Source organism: Candidatus Photobacterium acropomis, from assembly GCF_030685555.1.
GTDB lineage: Bacteria > Pseudomonadota > Gammaproteobacteria > Enterobacterales > Vibrionaceae > Photobacterium > Photobacterium lucens.
Genome location: NZ_CP131609.1, coordinates 2,422,991 through 2,440,470 on the forward strand (window position 1 = coordinate 2,422,991; position 17,480 = coordinate 2,440,470).

General features: G+C 40.0%; 20 protein-coding genes. 10 read left to right on the forward strand and 10 right to left on the reverse strand.

Translation table 11 applies throughout. The features are described from left to right. Positions 1-76 precede the first annotated feature (76 nt). Together Q7657_RS18060 and Q7657_RS18065 are read right to left on the reverse strand one after the other, a co-directional pair. Entirely contained in the window at positions 77-265 is a 189-nt protein-coding gene (locus Q7657_RS18060) for a DUF4250 domain-containing protein (protein WP_008987377.1), read from the reverse strand. Positions 266-395: 130 nt separating this feature from the next. Then, positions 396-1,136 carry an HI_1241 family integral membrane domain gene (locus Q7657_RS18065; RefSeq protein ID WP_258178223.1) on the reverse strand — a complete coding sequence of 247 codons (741 nt, stop codon included), beginning with the start codon at positions 1,134-1,136 and terminating at the stop codon, positions 396-398. A gap of 221 nt (positions 1,137-1,357) precedes the next feature. On the opposite strand from Q7657_RS18065, the gene Q7657_RS18070 reads away from it, so the two are divergent. After that, positions 1,358-1,714, forward strand: a complete 357-nt coding sequence (locus tag Q7657_RS18070; RefSeq protein ID WP_107165266.1) for a hypothetical protein — start codon at positions 1,358-1,360, stop codon at positions 1,712-1,714. A gap of 6 nt (positions 1,715-1,720) precedes the next feature. Here the strand turns inward: Q7657_RS18070 and Q7657_RS18075 are convergent, their stop codons facing one another. After that, positions 1,721-1,909, reverse strand: a complete 189-nt coding sequence (locus Q7657_RS18075; protein WP_107165267.1) for a hypothetical protein — start codon at positions 1,907-1,909, stop codon at positions 1,721-1,723. Positions 1,910-2,095: 186 nt separating this feature from the next. On the opposite strand from Q7657_RS18075, the gene Q7657_RS18080 reads away from it, so the two are divergent. Then, on the forward strand, positions 2,096-2,512 hold the full coding sequence (locus Q7657_RS18080; RefSeq protein ID WP_107165268.1) for a hypothetical protein: 417 nt from the start codon (positions 2,096-2,098) through the stop codon (positions 2,510-2,512). 55 nt (positions 2,513-2,567) lie between these two features. Here Q7657_RS18080 and Q7657_RS18085 read toward each other — a convergent pair whose 3' ends face one another. After that, entirely contained in the window at positions 2,568-3,776 is a 1,209-nt protein-coding gene (locus Q7657_RS18085; RefSeq protein WP_498827404.1) for an MFS transporter, read from the reverse strand. Positions 3,777-3,937: 161 nt separating this feature from the next. On the opposite strand from Q7657_RS18085, the gene Q7657_RS18090 reads away from it, so the two are divergent. From Q7657_RS18090 to Q7657_RS18100, 3 genes are all read left to right on the forward strand, one after another. After that, positions 3,938-4,813, forward strand: a complete 876-nt coding sequence (locus Q7657_RS18090) for a LysR family transcriptional regulator (RefSeq protein WP_107165269.1) — start codon at positions 3,938-3,940, stop codon at positions 4,811-4,813. Between the two features lie 315 nt (positions 4,814-5,128). Continuing rightward, entirely contained in the window at positions 5,129-6,496 is a 1,368-nt protein-coding gene (gene dcuC / locus Q7657_RS18095; protein WP_107165270.1) for an anaerobic C4-dicarboxylate transporter DcuC, read from the forward strand. Between the two features lie 108 nt (positions 6,497-6,604). Then, positions 6,605-6,940 (forward strand): hypothetical protein, encoded by a 336-nt coding sequence (locus Q7657_RS18100; protein WP_008987385.1) that lies wholly within the window; start codon positions 6,605-6,607, stop codon positions 6,938-6,940. 7 nt (positions 6,941-6,947) lie between these two features. On the opposite strand, the gene Q7657_RS18105 is transcribed toward Q7657_RS18100, so the two are convergent. Then, positions 6,948-7,715 (reverse strand): ribonuclease H family protein, encoded by a 768-nt coding sequence (locus Q7657_RS18105; protein WP_107165577.1) that lies wholly within the window; start codon positions 7,713-7,715, stop codon positions 6,948-6,950. Between the two features lie 130 nt (positions 7,716-7,845). On the opposite strand from Q7657_RS18105, the gene Q7657_RS18110 reads away from it, so the two are divergent. Next, the gene (locus Q7657_RS18110; protein WP_107165271.1) at positions 7,846-9,120 is read left to right on the forward strand and encodes a mechanosensitive ion channel family protein; all 1,275 of its coding nucleotides are present in this window, start codon (positions 7,846-7,848) and stop codon (positions 9,118-9,120) included. A 66-nt stretch (positions 9,121-9,186) separates the two neighbouring features. On the opposite strand, the gene Q7657_RS18115 is transcribed toward Q7657_RS18110, so the two are convergent. Both Q7657_RS18115 and Q7657_RS18120 read right to left on the reverse strand, forming a co-directional pair. Continuing rightward, positions 9,187-9,795 carry a putative adenosine monophosphate-protein transferase Fic gene (locus Q7657_RS18115; RefSeq protein ID WP_107165272.1) on the reverse strand — a complete coding sequence of 203 codons (609 nt, stop codon included), beginning with the start codon at positions 9,793-9,795 and terminating at the stop codon, positions 9,187-9,189. A 2-nt stretch (positions 9,796-9,797) separates the two neighbouring features. Next, the gene (locus Q7657_RS18120) at positions 9,798-10,022 is read right to left on the reverse strand and encodes a YhfG family protein (protein WP_107165273.1); all 225 of its coding nucleotides are present in this window, start codon (positions 10,020-10,022) and stop codon (positions 9,798-9,800) included. A 195-nt stretch (positions 10,023-10,217) separates the two neighbouring features. On the opposite strand from Q7657_RS18120, the gene Q7657_RS18125 reads away from it, so the two are divergent. Both Q7657_RS18125 and Q7657_RS18130 read left to right on the forward strand, forming a co-directional pair. Further along, positions 10,218-12,551: a YgiQ family radical SAM protein gene (locus Q7657_RS18125; protein WP_107165274.1), complete on the forward strand. Its 2,334-nt coding sequence runs from the start codon at positions 10,218-10,220 to the stop codon at positions 12,549-12,551. 181 nt (positions 12,552-12,732) lie between these two features. Continuing rightward, on the forward strand, positions 12,733-13,731 hold the full coding sequence (locus tag Q7657_RS18130; protein ID WP_107165275.1) for a phospholipase A: 999 nt from the start codon (positions 12,733-12,735) through the stop codon (positions 13,729-13,731). 70 nt (positions 13,732-13,801) lie between these two features. On the opposite strand, the gene Q7657_RS18135 is transcribed toward Q7657_RS18130, so the two are convergent. Beyond that, positions 13,802-13,957, reverse strand: coding sequence for a hypothetical protein (locus Q7657_RS18135; RefSeq protein WP_164488050.1), 156 nt, complete (start codon positions 13,955-13,957; stop codon positions 13,802-13,804). 197 nt (positions 13,958-14,154) lie between these two features. Beyond that, positions 14,155-14,898, reverse strand: a complete 744-nt coding sequence (locus Q7657_RS18140; RefSeq protein ID WP_107165276.1) for a YggN family protein — start codon at positions 14,896-14,898, stop codon at positions 14,155-14,157. 225 nt (positions 14,899-15,123) lie between these two features. Here Q7657_RS18140 and Q7657_RS18145 point away from each other — a divergent pair, with 225 nt between their 5' ends. Beyond that, the gene (locus tag Q7657_RS18145) at positions 15,124-15,603 is read left to right on the forward strand and encodes a LabA-like NYN domain-containing protein (protein WP_053986806.1); all 480 of its coding nucleotides are present in this window, start codon (positions 15,124-15,126) and stop codon (positions 15,601-15,603) included. 61 nt (positions 15,604-15,664) lie between these two features. On the opposite strand, the gene Q7657_RS18150 is transcribed toward Q7657_RS18145, so the two are convergent. Next, positions 15,665-16,351, reverse strand: coding sequence for a cation efflux transmembrane domain-containing protein (locus Q7657_RS18150; RefSeq protein WP_053986807.1), 687 nt, complete (start codon positions 16,349-16,351; stop codon positions 15,665-15,667). 159 nt (positions 16,352-16,510) lie between these two features. On the opposite strand from Q7657_RS18150, the gene Q7657_RS18155 reads away from it, so the two are divergent. Continuing rightward, a complete protein-coding gene (locus Q7657_RS18155) occupies positions 16,511-17,395 on the forward strand; it encodes a LysR family transcriptional regulator (RefSeq protein ID WP_061013806.1) in 885 nt (294 codons plus the stop codon). The last annotated feature ends 85 nt before the right edge of the window (positions 17,396-17,480 follow it).

Below are 17,480 nucleotides of genomic sequence, written 5' to 3' on the forward strand. Positions count from 1 at the left end.
TAACCAGTAACCCCCTTCATATAACAATAAAGCCTCTCACTAATGACTTTTAGCAGGAGGCTTTATTCATTGATGACTAACGAAATTGATTGGTCAATGGATCATATTGATAGCCTAATTGTGCCATCTTATCGATGAGTTCATTCTCATCCAGTTCGTAACGGCTTATAAGTTCAGACATGCTATTGCACTCTAAACGTAAGCGCTCATTAACAATACCAATCACAATATTGCCATCCATACCTAATAAGTTATTAATTTCCATACGTCCTCCAACTCCTATCTACAGCCAGATCAAGATGCATTCAACGTTACTTATAAAGCATAGTCGTCAGATGATAAAACATAGAAAAAAAGCCGCTGAATCAGCGGCCTTATCATGCTTTTCTTTGATTTTAAAACAAGACTAATTGCAAACCTGCTGAAAAAACTAACACCACCAGTGCAGTCGCAATCTGCCAATTATTTGCCTTTTTATTAAGTAGAATATGACCTGCCCAAATCACAAGGCCAATCACCATCAATGCTAATGCTGTGATGATTTCGACCATATGGTGACTACTTTTCACCTGACCTAATGTCATGATCTGCCAAATCATAAACAGGATCGTTAAAATCGCACTAATAAAGCCGACAAAAGGTAAAATACGATGGAATGCTTGCAAGCGAGTACGGGCAAATATCAGTAACATATGTGCTAATGCACTACCGTACAATGCTATCGCAACTAAGCTAATCGCAATTTCTGGCATATTCAATGTAGGTAGCAGCACTAACCAACAAACAAACGCCAGCACGTCACTGCCATACAACACCTTAATTGGCCCAGCATCGCGAGTTTTACCCGTTTTCACCTTCATGGTAAAGAACGCTAACGCCAGTAAAGGCAATACGGCCAGTGGTTGAGCAATAGCTGCTACTAACCAACCCACCAGCAATACAGGTAACATTTTGTGTATACGACCACGCTGTCCAGGACAAATTTCGCCCTTCGTTAGCACAATAGTCAGAATAAGTTGCGCTCCAAGTAACGCAGGAACAAGAAACGTGAGGTAGCCAGCCATGATAAACGTCATTAAATAAATAAAAATTGTCGCAATTATACCTAGTTCATCGGTGATGTGAATCCGTAGCATGATGCATCAAGTATCGCCACGCGCCTCTAAGCTATTTATCATCGCTATACCTTTATTATTTCCAAGACAACTTTTGCATATTTCAATCAGAATTTCTTAACTCTAAGAAATTCTCATATTCAAAATATATCTATAAGGACAAGGTATAAAATTAAAAAGAGGTTTAGCTATTTGACGTTTTCTTCAATTCTCATAACACTAACAAATAGCAGGAGATAACTATGTTAAATGTAAAACTACTTCCATTGTTGTTCCTTATAAGCAGTTCACCAACATGGGCTGCTATTTATTCTTGTGCCGACATACCTTCTGGAAAAAATGCTTTAGAAACCAATGACTCCAACGTTAATGCCTATTATGTTATTAATTGTACCGAACAAACATTAACTTATAGTTATCAATATAATCCGAGCTCTTACAATGCTGAGCAATTAGACGGTTTAGCAAAAGAAATGTTAAACAGCATGCACTACGACAAAATGATACTTAATCAACAATATCCTTTTGTTAATTTTCTGAGCTTTAAGATTTATCATGGTTCGACATTATTAGATTCGGTTGTAGAGAAAATAAAATAATGTATTTTATAGAAATGATATTAAATCTTCAGTGGCAGCATCGTCATCAATTAATATATCTAAATCATGCTCGCTTGCCACTTCTCTTACACGACGATCAGGATCATTAACCAATATATCAATGCATTTTCCTTGCTCTGCAAGCACTAAACGCTGCTGTACCGTTAAGTGATAAATTAGGCTTTTATCTTCCATAAGCTCACCTGTGGCATACAAACAATATGCACATAGAATAGCTTAAAAAAAACGTATTGTTAGTTGATTTTTTTGCCATCAAAACAAAAGCTGTTTATTGTCACTAGATACGCATTCATTTTAAGCATTGATATACTTGCCTTATGTTATCTCCATTTCTTTGATATCACTTAACTGGATCTCACAATGAAATTATTCTCTCGCGTCAATACTGTCTTGCTTACGCTATGCCTAAGCCTATTTTCTTTCTCTGCGCTAGCTGCAAACAAAGTCCAAGATGTCCACTTTAAAAAAGGGGCAACCAGTGCAGAATACACAGGCAAAGTCCAAGGTTACGATTACAATGAATACGTTTTTTACGCTAAAAAAGGTCAAGCATTAAAAGCAACATTAGATACTAAAAGTACTAAATTATGGTTTATTCTTCTCAACCAACACATTGAAAACCGCGTAGATTTATCTGAATATTCAGAATCATTGACCCCTCAAGGCACTTATATTCTGCCATACAGCGGTAAGTATACGATTCGTATTGGTCAATACCGCGCTTTTGCTCGACGTGGTGAGCACAGTGAATACAAACTGAAGATTGAGATTAAATAATGCATCTTGTGCGTTATAACTCAGTTACCGAGCTATAACGCACCTATTTTAATGACTATACGGCAGGTTGTACCAATAAGGATTTATTGCGTTCAGATACTTTTGCTAGTAACCAACAAAGTACAAACATTGCTCCATAAAGCACAGTACCGCCAGTAACAACACCACCCCATGCTCCATGCTGCCAGCAGTAAATCAGTAAGAAACCACCAACACTACCGCCCACATAATAATGAACTAAGTACATGGCTGTGGCTGTCGCTTTTGCTACCTGAGCATTTTTGCTAACCCATGCATAAGCCAGCGAATGGGTAAAGAAAGCACCAGAGCTGATCAATAATAAGCTTACAAATATCATTGAGCGAGCTTCTACTAAGCCAAGCCACATACCAACTAAACTCACAATGCCACCCAATAACATACCGCTGATCGGACTAAATCTATTTGCCCATTTACCACTCATTTTCGCTGTTATTGTGCCACTTAAATAACAAAGGAAAATCAATGCAGCCCAACTTAATGGCAAATTAAATGGTGCGGCCACTAACCTAAAACCAGATACCGAGTAAAGATTCACAAACAGTGCAAAGTTAATACCGCCAATCAGCATCGCTAGCCATAAAACAGGCTGTTTAAGGTGATAAACAAGGTGTTTCGAATGTGCCTGTAAACCTTGACGATTAGGTTTAAAATGCTGTTGCTCTGGCAATAGCTTAAAAACAATCACAGCACCAATTAAGCTAAAAATAGCCAAACCCAACACTGCTAAGTGCCAGCCATAATGCTCACTGATAATGCCGCCGTATAATCGACCAACAATACCACCTAAGGAATTAGCACTAATATAGCTCCCGACTGCAACCATTAATGCTTTGGGGGTAAATTCTTCTGCCATATAGGCAACCGCAACGGCAATAAAGCCTGCCACCGAAATTCCCATTAATGCTCTTAATATGGTTAGCGTGAGTAATGAATTACTGAAAACCATGACCCCACCAACAATGGGCAGTAACGATAAACTCACTAACATGATCACTCGTCGACCAACCACTTCTGAAGCAATCGCCCACGGGATCAAACACAATGCCAACATCAAGGTTGTTGCTGCCAACACCCAGTTAATCGCTGTCGCACTCACACCAAATTCTTGCGCCATAAGCGGTAACATAGGCTGAAATAAATACAAATTACAGAAAACAATGAATGAGCCTAAAGCAAGGGCAAAACACGCTTTTTTATAATGAGAGGAGTGGAGTTCAATCATACATTCACCAAAAGGAATACTCGACACGATACCCCTAGTTCTGTGTGTAAGTACAAAGATGGTAAAGCGTGATCTAGCTAAAGAGAGCTGAACGGTATCAATTGCTAGGTGATAAAGAAAATATATAATAACTATCACCACGATAACTTTGGTTTATAGCGATGGACTCACGTCAACTCACTCACTTTTTAGCTTTAGCAGAAACAAAGAATTTCACTCGTGCCGCAGAAAAATTGCATATCGCTCAACCTGCATTAAGCATGACAATCAAGAAGTTAGAACAACAACTTGGTTTATGCTTATTTGCGAGAAATGATCGTAAAGTAGAATTAACCGATGAAGGTAAAGTGCTATTACCTCACGCTAAAGCCATTATTCAGCAGATCAAGGATGCACAAACTGCAATGTCTGAACTAAAAGGATTAGAAAAAGGCGAAGTGCGTGTCGGTATACCTAGCATGTTAGGCTCTTATTTCTTCCCTGAAATCATGATGGGATTTAAAAATGAATATCCAAACTTAAAGCTCAGTATTGTGGAGGCTGGCACACAATCTATTCGAAAAATGATCATTGATGGCGAATTAGATTTTGGCGTGATCATCAATCATGAGTTACCAGAAACACTGCATCCAGAACCCATTTTAAAATCACAAATGGTAGCCGTTGTTTCCGAACAACATGAGTTTGCAACGCGCAAAAGCCTTTCATTTAATGATTTCTTTAGTCAAGAATTGGTGATGTTTAAACATGGTTATTTTCATCGAGAAACCATTGATAGTATCTGTGAACAGCATCAATTTACGCCAAATATTTCCTTTGAAACCAACCTACTTGCAATGATTTTCAAAATCGTAAGGCAAGATTTTGCGATTACGACCCTACTTGAAATGGTGACTGAATATGAGCCACAGCTGATCCCTATTCCTTTTGAAGATCCCATTCAATTAGATATCGTCATGGCATGGCGAAAAAATGGCTATTTATCATTAGCAGATAAAGCGTTTATTGACTATGTGAAACAACATTGCCCTAGTTAATAATATTCATAACAAAAATGAACGCCTGCTATTAATATTTATATTATTTGTATAATTAATAAGCATTCTAATTTATTAAATAATAATAAATACTATTTACACACAGTTATTAACGTTATTACACCACTATTAAAAACAAATTAAATCATTGTGTTATCATTCCTATAACATAACAGTTAAAATACTGCTTTAGATCATAAGTTACATCATTAAATCTCGTTAATAATTTTATTTTTAGTTAAATTAACCGTCGCAAACACTTCTGAATAGTAACAAGTTTTAATAATTAGATATTTGTGTAGTAAAGGAGTTTCCATGACGGAGCTATTAATAGGCTTGGTGATCACCATCGCTGTGGGCTATTACATTGTAAAAGGATATAAGGCTGCGGGTGTGTTATTAACCGCAGGTATTTCTCTATTAATTATTGCAGGTTTATTAGGGCATTCAGTTCTACCCGCTAAAGTAGCGTCAACGGGTAACTTATTCACTGATTCTCTTGAGTATGTGAAATACATGCTGCAGTACCGAGGCGGCGGCTTAGGTCTACAGATCATGTTACTTTGTGGTTTCGCTTCTTACATGACACACATTGGTGCTAACAATGTTGTTGTTAAACAATTCTCTAAACCACTGTCATGCATTAAATCACCGTATGTTTTGCTGGTTGCAGCTTACATCGTGGCATGTTTAATGTCGCTTGCCGTAAGTTCAGCAACAGGTCTTGGTGTGCTATTAATGGCAACCCTATTCCCAATGATGACAGCAATGGGTATTTCACGCCCAGCAGCGGCTGCAGTGTGTGCTTCTCCTGCGGCAATCATCTTATCGCCAACATCTGGTGATGTTGTTGTTGCGGCTGAGAAATCAGGCTTACCACTACACGTGTTTGCGGTAGAAACCGTTCTTCCTGTTTCTATCTGTGCCATCATCGTAATGGCTGTAGCGGCTTTCTTCTGGAACAAATATCTTGATAAGAAAGACAACACCCCAATGGAGCGTGTTGATATTTCTGAAATGGAAGTGAATGCACCGGGTTACTACTCTATCCTACCGTTCCTACCAATTATTGGTGTATTCGTATTCAACGGTGAAACAATCCCTGGCTTGAAGCTAGATATTTACACTATCGTTGTTCTGTCGATTGCCATCGGTGCATTGGTTGATTTCTTAACTAACCGCCTAAACGGTAAGATCACCCTTGATAACCTAGAATCTTGCTACGCAGGTATGGGTGACGCATTTAAAGGCGTAGTGATGCTATTAGTGGCTGCGGGCGTGTTTGCACAAGGTCTAATGACGGTAGGTACTATCGATAACCTACTAGCACTTGCTGATAAAGCAGGTGCAGGCGGTATCGCGCTAATGCTATTACTAACAGCACTAACAGTAGCTGCTGCAATTGCAACGGGTTCAGGTAATGCACCATTCTATGCATTCGTTGAGCTTGCACCACAGCTTGCGGGTAAACTAGGCCTAAGCCCTGCTTTCCTTATTATCCCAATGCTTCAAGCATCGAACCTTGGTCGTACCATCTCACCTGTTTCTGGCGTTATCGTTGCAACATCAGGTATGGCAAAGATCAGCCCATTCGATGTAGTTAAACGTACGGTTGTTCCTGTGGTTTGTGGTCTAATCACTGTGATTTTAGGTACGCTAGTATTAGTGCCTATGTACGCATAAATATTGCAATAAACTCAATACGAAAGCCTGTTACCGATGTAACAGGCTTTTTTTATGAGCGTTAACACGGCAAAATAGCGCACCACTCTTTTTATAAGTGCTTTGAACGTGGATAAACAACAAGCTATTTTCCAAATCCTCAGTTTTGGTCCTCAGCGTGATGAGGCTTTTTCTGTTTACCTAAATGCGGAATCTCAACCTGATGACGCCCCTTTTCTTGTCACAAAAACATTACTCATAAGCGTCTTACATCAATATTTAGCGCAAACCATTGATGACGACGATTTAGAACAATGGGCAAACCTGATCAACTTTCGTGACGATATTAACGGAGAGGCAATTGAAGACTGGCTATATGCGCTAGCCAATCAAGAGATGATGGGAAATGGTGATAAAAAAGCGAACATTGAACGTATGCTCGCTTTACTGAGTGATAGCGAATAAGGCGTGATTAACCTGCTCTCAGGGCTAAAATCGTCTCAATATCTAATGGCTGATCATATTGGCTAAATGGCATTTCTTGCTTATCAACAGCTAAAATCGACATGCGATCTGCCAATTCATTACCTTCAATACCAACGTGACCATTCACATGATGAATTTGGATCTTACTTTTAAGTGACTGATAACGCTCAAACATAGGCTTAATTAAATCAAGGTTCTTGATCTCGCCCCCTGCTTTCTTCCAACCATTTTTCTGCCATGTAACTGCCCATTGCGTGATGCATTGGATCGAGTATCGAGAATCACAAAAGATAGCGACAGTTTGATTCTTTTCAATCATGCTTTGCGCCATGATTAAAGCCTGATTTAGGGCATTTAATTCCGCTGTGTTATTTGTGCCATTGGGGTTATATAAGCCAAACCACAACTCACTTAGTTGATTATTGTTATATACCGCAAGCCCAGATCCCGCTTTACCCGGATTAGGATCGCAACCACCGTCTGTAAAAATTTTAATTTTAGTTTCTACTGCCAATACTTGTTCAGCAGTCAGTGAGCCTTTACTGGTTGTTGGCTTTTTAACTGGGGCTTTTGTCACTGATGTACGAGAATATGTCGGTGCTTTGTTACCAAAAGCGGCTTGTGCTTCTGCTTGCGTTGGAAAAGACTTATATTTTGCACCTGCAAATTTATCGACCTGTTGTTTGCAACTCGCCCAATCGGTATAAATTCCCGGCGTTCGTCCTTGCCATACTACATAAAACTTTTTAGCCACATCGGTCTCCGGCATATATCATTGTGTATTCAGTTATATACTAACCTTGTCAGGTAACTTTTTCAGGTAACTTTTCAAGTATCAGAGCAGTTTTATTTTCGCCAACATCACTATTAAATGGAGAAAACAGTTGAGTAAAGAGATACGCGCAGATATTGCCCATGTTTTATCTCAAGTAGGTATAAACATTGAGCCACAAGATAATATTTCTACTGCCTTTTTTATGGTGCTATGTTGTGCGGGTGCTTTTCTATGCTACGTCATTGTGCGCTGGGGATTACTTAAAATCGTCAATGCTATGCTTAGGCGATCCCAAGCCACATCAGGACCTATTATTGTCAAACATGCGGTTTTTGAAAAATTATCTCTAACAATCCCAGCGATCGTTCTTAACTTATTAATCCCTTTAGTACTTGATAAGCATGCCATTTTAAGTGGGCTTTTCGATCGAATATTAAGCCTATGGTTGCTTTTTGCACTAATACGAAGCATCTATGCCTTACTTGATGCAAGCAACGATATTGCTGATGTGAAATTGATGAGCCGCGATTTACCTATTAAGAGCTTTGTTCAATTATTCAAATTGATCATTTTCTTAATTGGTTTCATTATTGCGATCTCAGTGCTCGCTGAACGTTCACCTATTTACTTCCTCAGTGGCTTAGGTGTGGCTACAGGTTTTATGCTGTTAATCTTCCGAGATACTATCTTAGGTTTTGTGGCAGGTATTCAATTATCAGCAAACCGTATGGTCAAAGTCGGTGATTGGATCCAAATGGATAAGTACGGTGCAAATGGTAATATTGATGAAGTGTCATTAACTACCGTCAAAGTAAAAAACTGGGATAATACCGTCACTAATATTCCAGCTTACGCACTGGTTCAGGACTCCTTTATCAACTGGCGACAAATGCAAGAGTCGGGCGGTCGTCGAATAAAACGAGCCATTTTAATTGATATTGATAGCATTAAATTTATTAACAGCGATGAAGAACAGCAGCTACAAACGATCGATTTTGTACCTGCTGTGATTGCGAATATAAAACAAAACTTAAATCCATATAGTGGGCTAACAAATATTGCTGTATTTAGAGGCTACCTTGAGGCTTACCTCAAACAACACCCAAAAATTCGTCAAGATATGACATTTCTAGTACGCGAACTCGATCCTTCACCTGAAGGTTTACCCGTTGAGATCTATGTCTTTGTTAATGATACGCGTTGGGCATTCTATGAAGCGGTTCAGTCTGATATTTTTGATCACATCTTTGCTATTCTGCCGCAATTTAACCTTGCCGCTTACCAAAGCCCGGCATCATTTGATTTACGCAGTTTAAAAACACCAGAAGAGCCGACTCCAGAATCACCGTCGCTTTCGCAACGCAACAATATAGAGGCCGAATAAGCCCAAAAGCCATCTTATCTAGAAAGATCACGAGTAAGATGGCTTTTTCTCGAGTACCTAATGTCATCAAATAAATTTCTCATTATCAGGTAATTTCACACTGCGTCTAAAAACATTCTGCATCGGAACATAATTACAGTAATAACCTTGAATATTCGCTTCTAACCATTGTTCTGCAGTCACGCCACTAAAGTTAATGTTATAGCCACAATTAATCACAATATGCTCAAACAAAATCCGTTGGGTACGCCCGTTTCCCTCTCTAAAAGGATGTAAGACATTAATATCACAATAATACTGCGCTAACCGTTCCACCAACTGTTCAAATGGCAATCCCACTAAATAATGCTCTGATTCTAACTGTGCAAATAAACGCTCAGCTTCAAGTTGTAACCGATTCACATTACAAAAACGGGTGTCATCTTTTGATATGTCAATAGTTCGACATTTCCCCGCCCATTCAAACAAATCATCAAATAGCCATTTATGCAATTGGCAAAAATACGTGAAATCATAAGGCGGCGCTGAAAATTCAATCCCCATGGCGGCAAGGGTATTAAATTGTGTTTCCGCTTCATCTAATAACACTTCATCGTAAATATTTAATTTGTTGATCAAGACGCCAGTGTCATCATATGTGTATGGGTCTTGCTCGGTACCGTACTTATTTGCCACATCTACACCTTTTCAGTGTCTGCCTGCTTATAATGACGAATGAGTTGCTGGCGTAATTCATCACGTTTACGCACATTTTCTACTAACGAAGGAACTTCAATTTCGTAGCCTTCTAACCGCATACTTTGCGCAAAGTTTTCCATTTTCACTTGCTCACAATACGCATGTTTATCAGCAAAACTCGTTAATGGTGACGGTTCCTGTTGTCCTTGCTTCTCCTCTTTCATCTATCCCCTCGCTTAATCGTTATATGTATATTTGTAGTTATGAACTGCTCGATAAAACATTTTTAGCATAGTTGGCTATTATAAAAATGATGCTTCAGTATTGATTTATCCTTAAAAATTCTCAGGTTTTATAAGGGCTAGTCAGTGATACTGCTAACCGCTATAATTCCCGCCTCAAAATATAGAGGTCAAAACATGCACACTAAAGTAACACCAATTAATAGCTACCCGAAATATTGGGCTGAGTGCTATGGCACAGCACCATTCTTACCGACATCACGTAAGGAAATGGATGCGTTAGGCTGGGATAGCTGTGACATTATTATTGTTACTGGTGATGCCTATGTCGACCACCCTAGTTTTGGTATGGCGGTTATCGGTCGCCTACTTGAATCTCAAGGTTTCCGTGTCGGTATTATTGCCCAGCCTAAATGGGATAATAAAGATGAATTCATGAAACTGGGTAAACCAAACCTATTCTTTGGTATTACCGCAGGTAACATGGACTCTATGATCAACCGCTACACAGCCGATCGTAAACTTCGTCACGATGATGCTTACACCCCGAACAATGAAGGGGGTAAACGTCCTGATCGTGCCGTATTGGTTTATTCACAACGTTGTCGTGAAGCATACAAAGAAACACCGATTGTACTTGGTGGTATTGAAGCAAGTCTGCGCCGTTTAGCGCACTATGATTACTGGTCTGACAAAGTACGTCGTTCAGTATTAATGGATGCGAAAGCTGACATTCTTCTCTTTGGTAACGCAGAGCGTGCACTGGTAGAAGTTGCTCACCGTCTTGGTAATGGCGAAGACATCAAATCGATGACACGCATTGCTGGTACTGCTGTGATGCTAAAAGACGTACCTGAAGATTACAAAGAAATTGATTCTTCACGTATCGAAAAACCAGGCCGTGCGATGGTGATGCCAAACCCATACGCAACGGAAGAGAACTGCGATAACAACAAGCAAGAACAAAAAGAACAAGCACAAGTAGTGCGTGTTCAACCTTCTCGTCACGATGCTGCATCAACAGTCGTTCGTCTACCATCGTACGAAAAATTGGCTAATGACCGTATTCTTTACGCTCATGCAAGCCGTGTGATGCACTTAGAAACAAACCCTTATTCTGGCCGTGCTCTCGTGCAGAAACATGCTGATCGTGAGCTTTGGGTTAACCGTGCACCTATTCCTCTAACTACAGAGGAAATGGACTTTGTATTCGGTTTACCGTTCGCACGGATTCCTCACCCAAGCTATGGTAAAGCGAAGATCCCTGCTTACAACATGATCAAAACATCCGTTAATATCATGCGTGGCTGTTTTGGTGGTTGTTCATTCTGTTCAATTACCGAGCATGAAGGTCGTATTATTCAAAACCGTTCAAAAGAGTCGATTTTGAATGAAATTGAAGAGATCCGTGAAAAAGTACCGGGCTTTACTGGCACCATTTCTGACTTAGGTGGCCCGACTGCGAACATGTACCGTTTAGGCTGTTCCGATGAACGTGCTGAAGCGAACTGTCGTCGCCCTTCATGTATCTTCCCTAAGATCTGTGAAAAGCTTAATACCGATCATAAACACACGATCGATCTTTACCGTGAAGCGCGTAACTTAAAAGGCGTGAAGAAGATCATGATTGCATCGGGTGTACGTTATGACTTGGCGGTTGAATCACCAGAATACGTTCGTGAGCTTGTCACTCACCACGTGGGTGGTTACTTAAAGATCGCCCCAGAGCATACCGAGAAAGGCACGCTTGATCTGATGATGAAGCCGGGTATGGGTACTTTTGATCGCTTCAAAGAAATGTTTGATAAATACAGTAAAGAAGCAGGTAAAAAACAGTACCTGATCCCTTACTTTATTTCAGCGCACCCAGGCTCTACTGATGAAGACATGCTTAACCTTGCATTATGGTTAAAGCAAAACGATTACCAGTGTGATCAGGTTCAAAACTTCTATCCATCGCCAATGTGTAATGCTACTGCGATGTATCACTCTGAAACCAACCCACTGAAAAAAGTGAAATACAAAGGTCGTGACGATCTGTTTGTGGCTAAAGGTGAACGCCAGCGACGCTTGCATAAAGCTCTGCTGCGTTACCATGATCCAGCAAACTGGGCGCTAATTCGTGACGCATTGATTTCAATGGGTAAGAAGCACCTTATCGGTAATCGTCCAAGCTGTTTAGTACCGCCTGCAGGTACAGAAGCAGAAATGACACCTGCGGAGCGTCGCGGATCGGGTCGTCATGGTGCAAAACGCTTTGCGACTAAGCACCCTAACCAGCCAGATATTCGCAAAGATGGCAAACGTAGCCCATCAACTCGCAATGGCAAGCCAGCTGGTAATAGCAAACCGTCTGCAAACGGCGGTAACGGTAACCGCAGTAATAACAACGGTGCTAAGCGTCCGACATCAGGTAATAACGCTGGTGCTCGTAATGGTAAACCAGCAACAAACCGTAACGGGAAAGCGGGTCGCCCAAATAAGCCAACACGTAGTCGCGCTGGTGCATAATTCCTAACAAGAATAAACAATGCTATATAAAAACGCTGCTTTTAATGCAGCGTTTTTTATTTAACCAAACATTGACAATTGATATGTATAATAGGAACGTATTGATAGTAAGTAACTAAAATATCTTATATTTTATTTACGTAAGTATTCATAACGACTTATTCAGGGAAGTTTATTCACTGTGAAATCTATTACTCATTTTTTCTTATTCACGCTATTCACTGCGCCCACAATGGCTTTAGCCTCATCTGACGACGACTATGACGCGTGTCTATTAAACGCAGTAAAAAATCAAAGCGGTGAATTGACCATTAACCAAATCCGTACCCGTTGCCAGAAAATCGTCACTCATGCAGATAATACGCCTGAAACTCCGATGATCACGCAACGTCTACAACATGAACGTGAGACTACATTTGACCCGTTTGTGATCACCCCTCATCGTATGAACTACTTTCTGCCAGTCACGTTAACTGACAGTATTAACCGCGCTGCGTATGCAGGTTCTGAGTGGGATAACCATTTAAAAAATGCTGAAGCCGAATTTCAGATCAGCTTTAAAACCCCACTGAATTACGATGATCTGTTAATTGATGGTGATGGGCTATTCCTTGCCTTTACGCTTAACTCGTACTGGCAGGTTTATGCAGGTGATATTTCTCGTCCATTTAGAGAAACTAACTATCGACCAGAAATGTTTTATCTTGCACCAACCCCTTGGACACCATTTGGTGGTAATACATGGGCAACCATAGGTATTGAGCACCAATCGAATGGCAGAACTCAAGGGCTTTCGCGTAGTTGGAACCGTGTATATACGGATTTGATTTTTGAAAAAGGTAACTTTGCCTTTACTGTACGACCTTGGTGGCGCATTCCCGAAGACGACAAGAAAGAGCCTAATTCTCCGTCAGGAGACGACAACCCAGATATTGAAAAATACATGGGGCATTTCCAAGTCGGCGCAGTTTATAAGTGGGATGATTATGAATTTAGCTTTGTTGGTCGTGAAAACTTCGCCACCCATAAAGGCTATGGTGAATTAGGCTTAACCTTCCCACTATGGGGTAAACTACGTGGATATACTAAGTATTCTACGGGTTATGGTGAGAACCTAATTGATTATAACCACAAGCAGCAACGTATTGGTGTCGGTATCGCACTAACAGATCTACTGTAATTACGGCTAAAGTAAGATACTAAAAGACAACAAAAAGGCATGAGAGATCCTATCTTCTCATGCCTTTTTATTAACGAAATAATTCAAACGCCATAAAAATAATCGCAGCGCTTCCCAATACCGAAAACAGACCAAGCACCACTTTTCGTTGATTGGTTGGTGACATAAAACGCATCACCCAGTATGCAAAAAGTAATAGACCAATAATCACTGTAATCTTTATCATTCGTGTCTCCTATCAGCCTTAATTACTTTTAATCCCCTAAGTGTACTATCACACGCAGACGTTAATTCTTCCTTAAAATACACTAGCTTATTAATGCTTTATCTTATTAGCTTAACACATAGTTCAAATTTAGAACAAAAAGTGAACACAAACAAAAATAGCGCAAAACTGCGCTATTTTATCACTCACCAATGCGATTAAATTTCAAACATAGGTACATCTTTAAGTTGCGGGATCGCTTGTTGAAGTTGCTTCTCTTGCTCCGCTAATCCTTCAATCGAGCCACAAAGCGCATTCGCCTTCACTTTCATTTCATCACTTCGCTGTACCATTTGCTCACTTAAACGATTCTTTAAATCAGCAAACTTACTCTGTAGCTGAGTAAAGTCTAAATTACCATTTTTCATTTCTTCAGAAAGTGCTGCAAACACCCCAGCGACGGATTCAACGCTCACTTGTTTCATGGCAGATTCAAACTCTGTTTTCCAATCACCATCCATTGAAGAAAAGACCTCAGCTGGCATGACAAATTCGCCTTTCGAGTTATAAAACTTGTCATGTGCTTGCTCACCTAAGTGATTAATCAAACTTTGCACCTGATTAAAGGCATCTTTAGATTCAAAACTATTAGCAACCGTGCCTAATACATCTGTCGCCATCCCTACCCCTTCTTGGGCTAATTGCGCCATTTGTGGCAAATAGATTTGAACATCTTTACTGTAAGCATCTATCGCTTTTTGCTGCACCGCTGTTAAATCCACCTTTGAGCCATTGATGTACAGATCATTATTTTTATCGATCACCAATTTAGGCTGACCTTGTTCATATACAGAAATACCGCCATTTTCAAAATGGATAGGATTGGGTACATCAATCGGACAGCTCTGAGCAAAAGCAGAACTTGACGTTAATAACAAACCGCCAATCAATAACTTATTCATATGTATCGCATCTCTTAAATCGTCTAATGACAATATTTTTCTTTTTATTAAGACCACATTTTTCTGTTTTTATTCCATCTAGTATCGCAACAGTATGCGTTTAACGCCTAATACTTAACTTACTGATGAAAAAACAAGCAAGAACGGTACAGTGTTCAATAAAAGTTGAATTATCAACGTCAATTCTGCACCATAGCCTTTATATTCAACCAATTTGGAATTCTCGTGGAAAAAGTTGCTATCTTTGTCGATGTACAAAACATCTACTACACAGTAAGAGAAAAATATCACGCTAACTTCGACTACAACGCCTTCTGGTCTGAAGTATCACAAGACAGAGAAATCGTTGCAGCTTACGCCTATGCCATCCACAAAGGTGATGAGAAACAGAGACAATTTCAAAATATTCTGCGAGCAATTGGATTTGATGTAAAACTGAAGCCCTTTATCCAACGTAGTGATGGCTCAGCTAAAGGTGATTGGGATGTGGGCATCACGTTAGATGTGATTGAACATGCGCCAGAAGTGGATCGTATTATCCTACTTTCAGGTGACGGTGACTTTGATCTACTGGTTGATAAAGTACAAACCAAATATAACGCCATCGTTGAAGTCTACGGCGTCCCAGGATTAACAGCTGCTTCTCTTATCAATAGCGCAGCGCATTACCGCGAAATTGAAGATACCCTTTTACTCGGTCGCTAAATTTACCGAATAAAAATAAGGCCAGTTCTATCGTAATAGGACTGGCCTTATCTTATTTATTTCATTTCATCGCATGGGCAAACTGATGACCATGATGATGGTGAATATCTAATAACTCGTGAACTGAATGCCATACCATTTTTACTGGTACAATGATGAAGTATACAGAAGCTAACACTACCATCACTGGATCGGCATAGGTTGCGTAGTCAGCATATTTCGTCATCATCAATAATTTCGCGATAAAGAAACCAGCTAAAACAGCCACACTGATCACGGTATCCATCACCCACTGCTTAGCTTCAGCTTGTGCTAATGCAGAATCAATGTTCTGACTTTTTAATTTAATATAACGGTATGTAGCATAACAACCCACTACGCTTACCATACCAAAGGCTAGTGCTACGCCTGCGTTAATGTCACGACCACCAGCTAAAATTGCTTCTACTGCAGAGTAGAAAGACCATAAACACATCACCGCAATTACACTACCTTTGATAGCTATTACAGATGGTTCAATCATTGCAAATTGAGGGGTGTTTTTATCCACTTCAGGCTTATTAATATAGTGCGCTGCACCAAGTGATAGCATTGTTAATGCTAAGCTGACCAGTGAATAGGCACCATCAAACACAATTACCAACGAGCCAACAATTGACCCTAAAACAATCCCTATTACCGCAAATGAAAATGATGATACTGTTGACAACAACAGCAAACCACGCTCTTGTTGTATCTTGCTAGACATATAAACCTCAATCGACAAATTATTCGTCGTTTTTAACTTGAAAAATGATTCTGAATACAGAATAACGTGAGTTATAGTTATAGCATAATCACTGAGCGACAATTTTTTCGTCGCTACATTGAGCATCAACGTTCTTATTCTTAACTGGTGATACCCTGTATGAGAACCAACCAAATTGAAATGTTTTTGTATGCAATAAAAACAGGTTCTATCGCAGAAGCCGCGAGAAAACTCGGAAAAAGTCGTACAACAGTCAGTGCAGCATTAAGTGCATTAGAAGATGAATTAGGAATAGCCCTATTAAACCGAACGGGAAACCAAATTATTCCCACCGACGTTGGTGATGCCATTGCTAACGATTTCGAGCGTATGTTGTTAATTGCCCGTGACATAGAAACACGCTGTGCGCAGCATCTTGCAGGTGTTGAATCAACTATTCGTATCGCGCGTGATGATTCGTTGCCTGAATCGGTATGGCGAAAACTATTACGGGAAATTCGTCATCAATTCCCGCAAACCAGTGTGTCTATCTATAGTGCGCCACCGCAAGAACTAGAAGATATGGTGACGCAAAACCTTGTTGATGTCGCATACGGCTTAATACCTGACACTCATCAACTCTCACGTTTACATCAAATCGATTTAGGCCAAATTCGTGTCATGTCAGTGGCGCACAAAGATCACCCTTTGAGCCAACTGCGTAAAGTGACCAGTGCCGATCTTGAACGCTTTACTGAAATTGCCGTGGCTTACATTGATGAAGAAAACTTAAAAATCGTCACGCCGAAAGCTGGTAAATACATAGCCTTATCATTTTACGAGCATTTGCGTGATGCGGTATTAGATCAAACCGGTTGGTCATACTTACCTGCAATTTTAATCAAGCAGCACCTACGTGAAGGTACATTAAAAGTCATTAAATATAACCGCGCCATGAACTGGCAAGCATATGGTGAAGTGGTAGAAAGTGAGTCTCGTCGAACACCTGTGATCAAATGGCTCTCCGATCAAATTGAGACTTACCTGTTTGACGAAAGTGATTAATGCTTGTAAGCAAAGTAAAAAATCGCGACACCGGAAGTTCATCAAATAGCCACCTAAGAGTCATATAACAGCGATAGCGTAAAAA